The following is a 12589-nucleotide window of genomic DNA, read 5'->3' on the forward strand; positions in this document are numbered from 1 at the left end:
GTCACACACATTGCTGTATTGGTAATTTTGGCGTATCTTTTGATCTTATCAGAAGGTTAAAGTATTAGTAAGATGAAGAAAAAAAGTTTAGGAATATTAGCGACGTTTATAGCTGTCATTGGTTTTACGTCGATGGCAATAGCTATTGGTGAATTCAAATTTGAAAATGAAACCCACGATTTTGGGAATATCCCTCAAAATAAACCAGCATCATACAACTTTAAGTTTTCCAATACAGGTGATGCGCCTATTATTATCAACGAGGTAAAACCTTCTTGTGGCTGCTCTGTTGCTGAATTCACAAAAACTCCAGTTAAGCCTGGCGAAGGAGGCACTGTAACGGTTACCTATAATGCGGCTGCCAAAGGGCCTTTCACCAAGCAATTCACGATTAAGTCCAACACGAAGACGCCTATCAAAACGTTAACAATTAAAGGAAACGTAGAATAATAATTCGTTTTCCGTAGTCAATACATAATAGATTAAGTAAAATGCCGTCAATTGACGGCATTTTTTATTAGTTTTGTGATATACTTAAAAACACAAAGTAATGCCAGAAATATCAAAAAGAGGCTTAAATATGCCTGCTTCTCCAATTAGAAAGCTTACACCCTTTGCAGAGCAGGCAAAAAAAGAAGGAAAGAAAGTATATCATCTGAATATCGGGCAGCCCGATATCAAAACGCCGGAGGTCATGTTAAATGCATTGAAAGACATCGATTTCACTATTTGGGCGTACACGGCGTCAGAAGGCATTGCCTCCTACAGGGAAAAATTGACAACTTATTATAACAAGCTGGGTTACAACATTGATCCGACAGATATTTTAGTGACCAATGGTGGGTCAGAAGCTCTTACCATTGCGATGCAAAGTTGCCTTAGCTCCGGCGATGAAATTATTATTCCCGAACCATTTTATGCGAACTATAATGGGTTTGCCTGTGCGGCAGACGCCGTAGTAAAGCCGATCCTATCGCACATAGAAACTGGTTTCGCTTTGCCCCCCATAACGGAATTTGAGAAATTGATCACGGACAAAACACGGGCAATTGCAATCTGTAACCCAAATAATCCTACAGGTTATCTCTATTCTCTAGAAGAATTGGAATCTTTGAAAGCTTTATGTCTAAAATATGATCTTTATTTATTTGCCGATGAAGCTTATCGAGAATTTTGTTACGACGGTCACACGTTTGTTTCACCTATGCACTTGGAGGGCCTCGAACAGCATGTAGTCATCATCGATACCGTCTCTAAGCGATATTCCGCATGTGGAGCCCGAATAGGTTGTTTTATGACCAAAAACAAGGAACTTTATCAAACAGCGCTTAAGTTCGCTCAAACTCGCTTGAGTCCCTCTCTTGAGGGACAAATTGCTGCTGAAGCGGCGATCGATACGCCGGACAGTTACTTTGAAGCAGTATCTAAAGAATATACTGCCCGTCGGAACACACTGGTTGACGGATTAAATAAAATAGACGGCGTGTTCTGCCCCGTTCCGGGAGGAGCCTTTTATGTCGTAGCCAAGCTTCCTATTGACAACGCCGACAAATTTTGTCAATGGATATTAGAGAAATTCTCTTATAATAATGAAACGGTTATGATGGCTCCGGCTACCGGCTTTTACAGTTCTCCAAATGTCGGAACGGACCAAGTGCGTTTGGCATATGTACTTAAACAGGAAGATTTACATAGCGCCTTGATCTGCCTAGAAAAAGCGCTGGAGGCATATCCTGGTCGTACGGCATCTTTATAAACATCTTTTCCAAAGTGTCGGATCTTTGGAAAAGATGCCACTCACCTTATACGGACTTAGGAAGGTGTTGCGCACTTTCTTTATCAATAAACAAGTAGGCGTTTTCATGCTTTCTCAAAATAGTAGATGGATACTGTGCATCCATTTCTTCATAAAGTGTTTGATAGACGGCTTTGGCTTTATTTTTTCCGGGCACCATACAGTACAAAAATTTCCCTTGCAATAATGCCGGAACCGTCAGCGTGATGGCGTGAGTCGGCACTTCATTAAAAGAATCAAAACATCCATCATTTACCTGTTGCTGACGACTCTTATCATCCAGATCAACGATTTTCACCCAATAGGGATCGTCAAAGTTTGCTACGTGCGGATCATTAAACGCTATATGCGTATTTTCTCCAATCCCCATACACACGATGTCTATAGGATGCACTCTCAATAACTGCTCATACCGCTCACATTCTTTTTCGATATCACTTGAATTTCCTTGTATATAGTGGATCTGGTGAATAGGTACCTTATCAAATATACTTTCTTTAAGAAATCGTCCAAAACTCTGTGGATGCTCTAAATCTAAACCAATATATTCATCCATATGAAATGCAACGATTTTCCTCCAGTCTATGTTTGGGTTATTTCCCAACATTTCCAAAAACTCACTTTGTGAAGGGGCGGAAGCAAATACCATATATACATGCTCTTTTTCTTGTTGCAATTCTTCAATTTTTCTGCCTACCATTTCTGCCGCGTCTTTTCCGAGTTGTGCACGACTCTCATACGTTCTGACTTGCAGATGCTCTATTTTATTCTCTTCAATTTCCATTATTATTTTTTTATTATACAATTACATTCAAAAACAGCATTAATTCACTATCGTGTAGGTACACGTTAATTATTCTAAAAAAAGGCATACCTCGTATACCTAATTCCGATAGAATCGTTGATTCTCTCGATGGATGATGTCAATGGGCATAAAATACTCCTTTTCTTGTTTTTCTTCGAACATCAAATATCGATATAATGCTTTTACTCCTCGATAAGCTTGCTCTTGCGGTTTCTCGCATATTAAAAAGTCAATCACTCCCTTGTTAAGAAAGTCAATATTGTGTTTTAAAAAGTCGTATCCTACCAAAAGAATATCTTCTTTTTTCTTTTCTAATAAGTATTTTGCGACCAATGAAACCCGTGAATTTGTTACAAAAATCAGTCGTATGTTGGGGTATTTTTTCAGGGCCTCTGAGACTGTTTTTTTTATCGACCTAGAGTCCGTATCATACAAATTTCGTTTTATTATTCTCTCTGGATTTTTTGCAGCAAAATATTTCGTAAAACCTTCTTCCTTTTTGAGAATATGATAGTCGGAGTCAATATCTTTGGCTATGTTCATTAATAATACCTGATCTGATTCTTCTACCAGGTAATCTACCAAATGAGCTGCCGTGTAGCCACTATAAAAAAGATCTGGACCAAAATAACTAAGGTTCTTTCGATTCGGAATATTGGAGTTGATGAATACAAAAGGAATCTTTCTTTTCTGGCAAACGTCCGTAAATGCCGTAGCTTCCTCAATAAAGGCCGGTGCAATCAATACACCATCTACGGATTCTGATTGGAGAATGGTTTCTGTCTGCTTGACGAAAGAGTCTTTATCGTTCATATCATAAAACAGTTTCTCAATCTTAACATTATAAAGCATAATCTCATTTTCGGCCTGTATAATGCCCTGTAAGGGTACCGACCAATAATCCGTTTCTTTAGATACCTCAGGAATTAACGTATAAAGGTGCATGGTTTTAGATGAAGCTAAACGCCTAGCCAAAATATTGGGTTTATAGTCCAATTCCTTGATAATGTCGTTAATCTTCTGTTTGGTCTTTTCCGACACACCAGTCCGATTATGTAATACCCTATCCACCGTTGCGATGGAAACATTTGCTCGACGTGCAATTTCTTTTACGCCGACCAGTTCTTTTTCATTTTTCTTCATATAAAAACATTACATCCACCTTACAGCATACAAAAATAATGAATATGCAGCACTTCCATATACTATTGAAAAGCGCCCATGGTTTAAAACAACTAAATATCATCTTTATTTTCAAACGTTCTTAACACCAAACCCTATTTAGATTTGAACATTCAAGATTTATCTAATATGGTTACCCTCATGTTTACCTATAATATCTTGCTGCATATTAATAACTGGAAGCGGCAAGAAGTGTACGTTACCGAATATAAGCCAAACTTTCTTTATTCCAAAATTTTTTTAAAATAAGCTATGATTTGATTCCTTCTATCTCGAGTCAAAGCTTCTTCTCTTGTATTAGATGTATAGCGTGGTTTGCCGCTCGGGCGGTAAGTGCCATAAACGTAAGTGACGGATTTTGGTTCCCTATACTGGTCATACACGCACCATCGGTTACAAAAACATTCTCACAAAGATGTAGTTGATTATACCTATTCAACAGTGATGTATTTGGGTCATTTCCCATCCGAACACCACCTACTTCATGTACTTCTAATCCAGGCTGTCTCCCGAATATTTCGTGCTGATCTAACGTACGGATATTTTCCGCACCTGCTCTGGCCAACATTTCCGTTCCTTCGTTAAAGAAATCTTCCATCATCATCATGTCATTGGCACTGTAATCCACCGAAGTAATTAATTGGGGTAAGCCATATTTATCGACCTTGTCTGGACTCAATCGCACATAATTATCAAACGATGGGAGTACTTCACCTTGCATCATCATCGAGATTTTCCAATCACCCGGTTCGAGCAAGTTATCCTTAAAATCAGCTCCTAAACCTTCTGTTGTGCCCCCCCTCGCCCACGAATCGCGATAAGCAGCAAAAGCGATAAGATATGACCCCTTAAAATTCTGCTCCGTCCGATGAATGTTTTTGAACGCTGGGATAAAAACCTGAGTAGGACGCCTACCGTAATAATACGAGTTTTCATAACCAGGAAAGTCGGCGGTAATACGACCCCGATAATTATGAAATGTAATATATCTTCCCATCAGCCCATTATCATTTCCTAATCCATTCGGAAACCGATCCGATTTCGAGTTCAATAGTATTAAGTTAGAGTTAAGGGTCGACGCATTTAGAAAAACTACACGAGATTTAAAGATTTTTTTAACTTTTGTCTTGGTATCAATAGTCTGTACGCCGATTGCTTTCTTCGTTTTATCGTCATATAAAATCGATTCTACAATAGTATCTGTTATAATCGTTAAATTTCCCGTTTTCTCCGCATAAGGTATAGTAGAAGAATTCGAGCTGAAATATGCTCCAAAAGGACAACCCCTCTCACATAATGAACGAGCCATACATTTACTACGACCCTGTGCAATCTGTTCCTCCTTTATTCCAGCGAGATTTGCACAACGTCCGATAATCGCTTTCCGATCCGAATAATGTTGGGTAACACTGTTTGAAATGGCCTGTTCCACTTGATTCATTTCAAAAGCTCCAACTACTTCGCTATCCGGCATATTTGGAATGCTGTCTTTTGTGCCCGCGATACCTATAAACCGTTCTACATGTGAATACCATGGGGCTATATCTTGATAACGGATGGGCCAATCGGCCGCATATCTATACTTCTTGGGAGCCTCAAATTCAAAATCGCTCCATCGCTGCGTTTGTCGAGCCCATAACAACGATTTACCACCGACCTGATAGCCTCTTACCCAGTCAAAGGGTTTCTCCTGAATATATTCTTGATCCTCATCATTGACATAAAAATGCCGGGTAGCTTCCGAATATGCATAATGCTTGCTTATCAACTTATTCTGTGTCAGATCATCACGTGTTCGCTGGTTTCGATGCATAAACTCCCAGGTGTCTTTATACGCCGTAGGATAATCTTTGACATGTCTGACCATTCGGCCCCGTTCGATCAACAGCGTCTTGAATCCCTTTTCAGTAAATTCTTTTGCGGCCCAACCCCCACTAATTCCGGAACCCACCACTATAATATCAAAATCGCTCTCTAGGTTCATACTAATAACTTATTAAAGTAAATATAGTATTTTTATCGGTAACGTAACCGCTATGTAACAAAAAGAATGCAATAATTCTTTTATATATCGACAGGTATTATATTTCTGAAATGATAACTCGGGAAACGCATGAAAATATTATCTATTAAAACTGGCTTCGTCCTTGACCTCCGAAACCAGTTGTTTTATTTTTTCAATCATGCGAACAAACCAAGTTTTACATTTTCATCAAATTCTGATTCAAAAACTCCGTCACAAATTTATCATCATTTAACTCCGGATAGGCTGCATAGATTCTTGAGATTTCTTCGTATTGTCCCAGTGACAATACCTCATCTGGGTTAAGGCACCAGGTACCTTTCATCAATCCCTGACGTCGCAGCACCTCGTGTATTCCCGGTATACATCCGTGAAAATTATTCGCTGTATCAAATAATGCCGCATTCGCATCAGTCGTTTGGTTCGACAATATCTGTAACGCCCTCCATTTAGCAAACGATGGATTATCCTTATAATCTTTGACTTTAGCCAACAACGCTACAGCTTTATGGGTCCACACCGCCCAATGTCCTAACAGGCCTCCTCTGAACTCTATTTCTATATCTTTACCATTTACATTAAATCGATAAATGGACAACAAGTCCTGCACAATATTATCGTCATTACCTGTATATAAAGCAATTTGATCCCGTCTGGAGGAATTGGCAATCGCGCGAACTACATCCAAGGTCTGGTAACGATTAAAGGAAGCGCATTTTATGGCTTCTACGTTATCTATCTCCACAAATTTAGACCAGAAATCATACGAAAACACCCGTCCGCCAACCGAAGGCTGCAAATAAAATCCAAACACGGGAATCACCTTGGCAACTTCCTCCGTGCGTTCGAGTATTTGCTTTTCACTCAAACCCTGCAGCCCGCCCATGCTTAACAATCCCATATCATATCCGTAATCCACTGCAATCCGCGCTTCCTGAACAGCTTGTTCGGAGAGACCACATATTCCCGCGATTTTTACAAATGGACGATCCAGTTTATGCTTATCAATAACATCGGCCGTCACCCCTAAAACTTTTTCAAAGAGATTATATTTAGGTAAGCGGATCTCGAACTGCGTCGAATGCACCGCCACAGCTATTCCTCCAACACCGCTTTGGATATAGTATTGTGTCAATAGTTTTTGGTTTTCCTCATCAAAATTGCGAAACTCGTCCAGCGCTAGCGGATGGGCAGGAATGACTGTACCTTCCATGAGCAAAGACTTTAATACACGATCTAATCTTTTCATTAAAATTTCCCTCCCCTCTCCTGGAAATGCGTATCCTTCCCGAACTCTCCACCGTCTTGCAATATCCATTGTGCCGTAATGGCAATAACATCCAATATACCTACTTTAGGGTAACCAAATATCCTATGGCATTCCGACGCATTATTTAATAATGCTGTCTGTTCAGGTTCGTGTACAAACAAGGGTTTCTTTCCCAGTATTTCCCCAAGCTTTTCGGCAATCCATTTTATAGACAATATCTCCGGTCCCGTTACATTCAGCACCTTCGCTGGGCTTTCAACATGCAACAAGCTACGGATAGCTATTTCATTGGCATCACTTTGCCAGATGACATTGACATTATTTGTACGTATATCAATAGGTCGTTGGTGATAAACCTGTTTTGCAATTTCTCGGATCACACCGTATCGGAAATCCACGGCGTAATTTAATCTATACAACAATATCGGCGTACCGTTTTTCTTACTGAAATAAGTAAAAATACGTTCACGCCCTAACGTACTTTGGGCATATTCTCCTATCGGTTCCGGAAGGATCGACTCGTCTACGCCTCCCGATCGAACGTCGACATAAGGCAATACGTTACCGGAGGAAAATGCGATGATACGCGAATTTTTATATTTCTCCGCTATACGACCCGGCAAATAAGTATTCATCGCCCAAGTAAAATCTTCCTTTCCTGTCGCACCGAATTTAAAACCCGCCAAATAAATAACGTTTTTTGCATAAGGAAGCGATTGTAAGGCTTCGTCATCCAACAAGTTACAAACGATGGTTTCCACACCTAAATTTTCCAGATATTTTCGGTTGCTGTCATCTGAAAAGCGGGAAACACCATACACCTTTCGGGAAACCCCAATTTGACGCAAGCCGTCCAACAACAATTTTGCCATGCTTGGCCCCATTTTCCCTCCAATACCCAGAAATATAAAATCACCATCAATCTGCGCAAGATCTTCGAGAAATACTGCGGACGGTTGGGTAAACTTGTGCTCCAATTCTACTAAAACCTGATTCTCCATTTTTATTTTAAAAACATATCATAAACATTACTAACCATTAATATACAGATGACGATTAAGCCTAATGCCCCCGCTATCTTGTAAAAGAGATTATTAGCTTTATCTCCCATAATTGATTTATTATTTGCAATCAAATAAATAGACACGCCGATAAAAGGCACCAAAAATATGGTCACACTTTGGGCCAATACGATAAGTTCCAATGGTAACCTTCCAAAGGAGATCGCCACCACGCAGCCTAATATCATAACGAGAGAAATTAAGATTTTCACTTTTTTGGAATTTAAACTGCTTCCAAATCCCAACGCGTCGCCTAGTAACGCTCCACCCACCGTTGCATTACCGACCAAAGAAGAAAAGGCAGCACCAAACAACCCGACAAAAAACAGTGAACTGGCATGTTTGCCAAATAATGGCTCTAATGCCTTGCCCATTTCAGCAGCGCTACCTACATGTATGCCTTTGGGGAATAATACCGCTGCTGCACAAATCATCACGGCTGCGCTCATAAACCCCAAAATCGCTACCCCTGTAAACGCCCCTCTCTCTGAATCCTTAATATTCACCACATTTTGTGTGAGTTTTCTACGTTCCTGGATTAAATAAGTCTGGTAAAACGCCCCCACAAGTGAAAAACAAGAGGCGGTAAATGCGATTAACAGTCCTAGAGAACCATCTGGAATAGTCGGTACAAATCCAGTGAATAATTTATCAAACTGGATATCGGCTAGAAATAATGTCGCCATAAAACACGTCAACATCAGCAGCACTAATATTAGCATCACCTTTTCCATAATCTTGTAGAAGGAAGGAAAAAACAACAAAGCAATAGCTATTGCCGTAAAGACAATGATCCAGATATACATAGGTGTTCTGGTTGCTTCACCTATAGCAATACCTACACCAATACCATTGCCCGCTTGAAAAGACGTCGCCACCAAAAATATACCTACACCTATCGCGACACCGATGCCTTTACCAAAGCGTTCTTTTATCAAAGTCAATAAAGACTTGTCATGAACCACTCCTATGCGAGAACACATTGCTGTATATATCCCCATAAAAAACAGCGCCACCAAGACAATCCATAACAGTGAGTATTCGTAGTCTGCCCCCATTTTGGAGGTAATGGTCATCTTGCTGGGGCCAAACACAAGTGCGGCTGTGATAATTCCGGGACCTACGATGTTTAATAGTCTCTTCATCTATTTTCTTTTTTTCTTAACATTATCGTCACTTATTTGCTCTCCGTCACCAAACTCTTTCTTGACATAATTGATAATAGCTGCCAATTCCTCATCCTTCAAAAAGGAGAAGCTGGCCATACCCTGTTCGTAGAAGACGCCATCTATCGTATCCTTACCTTTGCTACCGTTCAACAAAAGATCGATAAAAGCATCGTTATCCTGTACCCTCGTAGCATTCTTCAGCGGGGGAAAAGTACCTTTAACCCCAAGACCATCTTCTTTATGACATGAAGCGCAAAAGCTGGTGTAAAGCTGTTTTCCGTTATGCTCCTTAGATTCGGTTTCTACGACATCTTCCTTCAAATAATTATCCGGCGTCTCCATAGTTCTTCTTAGTCTTAGTATCCTATCGTCAGTTGGCAGCGGAAATCCGGGTTGGGGGTTCCAGTCCCTATTGCTGGTCGACAAATAGATATCGCCATTAGGTGCCACTAACACAGCTCTCATCCTTCCATATTTTTTAGAAAAATATACTTGCTCTCGTTTGATTTGTTGATTTTTATCATCCAAATGCAGCACCCTTAATGATTGCGATTTGAGTGTAACGAGTAAGAGTGTGTTCTTCCATTCGGGAATATCGCTTTCGCCGAAATATGCTAAACCAGCGGGTGCTACCACAGGTGTCCACGACCAAATAGGTTCTGTTCGTGCGGAGCGCTTAGCTATCTCTATCTCATCAGGTGTATCGTGCATACCCTCTATAGCGGGCCAGCCGTAATTGTTCAACGGTTTGATCAGATTGATCTCATCCTCAATTGCGTCACCATGTTCAGATGTAAATATATTCCCTCGGTTATCTACGGTTAATCCCTGCATATTGCGAAATCCCCAGGCATACACAAAGCTATTTGGTATAGGATTATCGGGAGGAACCTCCCCGTTTATCGTCATCCTCAGAATCTTACCATTTAATGTCGTTGAATCTTGTGCTTCTGTATTATCTGCCACATCACCCGTTGCCCAATATAGCATATTTTTGCTGTCCAGCATTAGTCTGGCGCCATTATGTCCGTTTGCACCTCTGATCGTCAACAGATCAACGGGGTTAATCAATGTATCTTTTTGATATGTGTATCGCACCAATTTAGAAATGATACGATCATTTTCCTTAGCCGTATAGTTAATAATAACATAGGGATTATCTGTTACACCTTTCTGTACGACAATATCCAGTAAACCTGGAGTTGTCCTTGTAAATACATCCGGCACACGCAGGAGTGTAGAAACTTGACCGGTCGACAGATCGAGTTGCTTCACATTTCCGATAATCTCCGTAAACAAAATTTTATCATCAAAAAAGGCCATTCCCCACGGTACCTGCAGACTATCTGCTACCGTAGCTACCTCCAAAAATGAATCACCAAGTTTGACGTAATCGAGCACTTCTGTCACATAATCATGTGGGTGTCGATTACATGACTGACATGACATAATACATAACCATATCCATATGCTCATTATCCAAGATACGAACTTTCTTTTTCCAGACATTATAGCTTTCCTTTCGAGATCCTGTAAATATTATTATCGCCATCCGGGATTTTGTGTCAAGTTTTCTGGATTTAAAACTATCTGGCTTTCCGGAATGCAATCCAAGTAATCTCTATCCACCTTAAAATCGTAGTTGCCCGTTGGCTTTAGGGCGTTCCGATAAGGATCCATAAAACCATCTTCATCCACCGGAAACTCATCTTTGTTGATTATCTGACTGGCCTTAAAGCCCTTTGGCCGTTTACCGACAATCAGCTCGTCTGCCGCAGCCCACCGCGCGATATCATCCCAACGGAATCCTTCGGCCACGAGTTCTATCCGACGCTCCCTCCGTATTTCATTAATGATAGCTGGCAAGGCAGAAAAATCCCAGTCCGGATCTGTTGCAATTGACTCGATATCGATATTCGGCATACCGACCCGGTCGCGCAAGAGCTTCACTGTTTTATTGATATCGCCCTGACTGATATCGCCCAATTCCGCTTTAGCTTCGGCATAGTTTAACAGTACCTCGGCATAGCGAAAAATAACAGCGGGCTCCTCGCCATATTGCTGGATATGGTAAATGACCTGTGGATCGTAACCTTTCTGGATCATGTACCCTGTTGGTGCATTGAGGTCGGCATTGCTGTTCATCCGTGAAAATACAGTAGACCAGTTCTCTACGTTTCCATTAGCCTGTATCTTCCAGACCTGATCCGGGGAAGCTACCGTCTGCCTAAATCGAGGATCTCTATTTTCCATCTCTTCAACAATCGTGTTGTAGCCCTGGAAAAGTGCATTCCCAGAAATCGCACGACCATCAGTACAAAGGTAATCGTCGATCATACTTTTGGAGATCGACCGTCCAAGTGGCTGCGACATCCGAAAGTTACGGTCATTGGTAAAGGAACTGTTGCCTCGGGAGAGATTGTTGTCATACTTGCGCCAAAACATCACCTCACTGCTTCCCGTATAATCCCGCTGGATAAACAGATTTCGGTAATCTTCGTCCGGATTCCCTGTATTATAGATTCCATATAACCCAGACTCTATGATCTGCTCAGCAGCCTCCACAGCCTTGGTGAGATATTTATTCGGATCTGCATTTTCTACACCAAAAGGCGTACCGTTATGGTATTTCTGCCAGGTACCTTCATACAAGGCCACACGGCTCTGCATCAGTAATGCAATCCACTTATTGATACGCTCATACCCGTTTGTTTTCTCCGTCGTCAGGTACATGGCTGCCGTATCCAAACAGCCGATAATACGATCCGCCACAATCTGTCGAGGTGTACGGGGACTATATAGTTCCGGGGAAGTATCGCCCAGTTCTACATCCAGCCATTGTATGTCTCCATAATTTCTTAGCAGGTTAAAGTATGTCACCGCTTTAAAATAATAGGCCTCCCCAACGTATTGTTTATAGCTATCGAATTCATGAAGCGCCTCGATCTTTTTATAATGTGTCATAAAATAATTGATGCTGCGTACGTTACCAAACCCGATGCTGCCAGACGTCACGATCGGTCGTGTCCCTGCCAGACGCGTATTGACTGTCGGACCAACGAGATCGTCGCTGTCGTAATCATTACCGTGATTAGCGTATTTTGTAAAAAAAGTTGCGTTGTAATACTGGTTTACATATGTCTCTAAATCCTTTGGCTTTTCAAAGAACATCTCCGAAGCTACTTGATCTAACGGCGGACGTTCCAGAAAGTCATCGTTACAGGCAATGACAGAAAGCAGAGCGGCTAGACCTAATATTTTTGTTAAAGTTTTCATAACCATCC

General features: G+C 41.0%; 10 protein-coding genes. 2 read left to right on the top strand and 8 right to left on the bottom strand.

Features of this window, described 5'->3' with window-relative positions:
• Window positions 1-72: 72 nt before the first annotated feature.
• Window positions 73-450: a DUF1573 domain-containing protein gene (locus H8B17_RS07930; RefSeq protein WP_190308662.1), complete on the top strand. Its 378-nt coding sequence runs from the start codon at window positions 73-75 to the stop codon at window positions 448-450.
• A 100-nt stretch (window positions 451-550) separates the two neighbouring features.
• On the top strand, window positions 551-1756 hold the full coding sequence (locus H8B17_RS07935; protein ID WP_190308663.1) for a pyridoxal phosphate-dependent aminotransferase: 1206 nt from the start codon (window positions 551-553) through the stop codon (window positions 1754-1756).
• 46 nt (window positions 1757-1802) lie between these two features.
• Here the strand turns inward: H8B17_RS07935 and H8B17_RS07940 are convergent, their stop codons facing one another.
• The 8 genes from H8B17_RS07940 to H8B17_RS07975 form a co-directional block, all read right to left on the bottom strand.
• Window positions 1803-2579, bottom strand: coding sequence for a glucosamine-6-phosphate deaminase (locus tag H8B17_RS07940; RefSeq protein ID WP_190308664.1), 777 nt, complete (start codon window positions 2577-2579; stop codon window positions 1803-1805).
• Window positions 2580-2678: 99 nt separating this feature from the next.
• Window positions 2679-3743 carry a LacI family DNA-binding transcriptional regulator gene (locus H8B17_RS07945; RefSeq protein ID WP_190308665.1) on the bottom strand — a complete coding sequence of 355 codons (1065 nt, stop codon included), beginning with the start codon at window positions 3741-3743 and terminating at the stop codon, window positions 2679-2681.
• Between the two features lie 316 nt (window positions 3744-4059).
• Window positions 4060-5766 carry a GMC oxidoreductase gene (locus H8B17_RS07950; RefSeq protein ID WP_190308666.1) on the bottom strand — a complete coding sequence of 569 codons (1707 nt, stop codon included), beginning with the start codon at window positions 5764-5766 and terminating at the stop codon, window positions 4060-4062.
• A gap of 217 nt (window positions 5767-5983) precedes the next feature.
• The gene (locus H8B17_RS07955) at window positions 5984-7054 is read right to left on the bottom strand and encodes a dihydrodipicolinate synthase family protein (protein ID WP_190308667.1); all 1071 of its coding nucleotides are present in this window, start codon (window positions 7052-7054) and stop codon (window positions 5984-5986) included.
• Entirely contained in the window at window positions 7054-8076 is a 1023-nt protein-coding gene (locus H8B17_RS07960; protein ID WP_190308668.1) for an NAD-dependent epimerase/dehydratase family protein, read from the bottom strand. Before H8B17_RS07960 ends, H8B17_RS07955 begins: the two co-directional genes overlap by 1 nt.
• Window positions 8077-8078: 2 nt before the next feature.
• Window positions 8079-9281, bottom strand: a complete 1203-nt coding sequence (locus H8B17_RS07965; protein WP_190308669.1) for an Nramp family divalent metal transporter — start codon at window positions 9279-9281, stop codon at window positions 8079-8081.
• On the bottom strand, window positions 9282-10754 hold the full coding sequence (locus tag H8B17_RS07970; RefSeq protein ID WP_190308670.1) for a PQQ-dependent sugar dehydrogenase: 1473 nt from the start codon (window positions 10752-10754) through the stop codon (window positions 9282-9284).
• Window positions 10755-10847: 93 nt separating this feature from the next.
• A complete protein-coding gene (locus tag H8B17_RS07975) occupies window positions 10848-12581 on the bottom strand; it encodes a RagB/SusD family nutrient uptake outer membrane protein (RefSeq protein ID WP_223816433.1) in 1734 nt (577 codons plus the stop codon).
• Between the last annotated feature and the right edge of the window lie 8 nt (window positions 12582-12589).

The organism is Sphingobacterium arenae, assembly GCF_014692505.1.
Taxonomy (GTDB): domain Bacteria; phylum Bacteroidota; class Bacteroidia; order Sphingobacteriales; family Sphingobacteriaceae; genus Sphingobacterium; species Sphingobacterium arenae.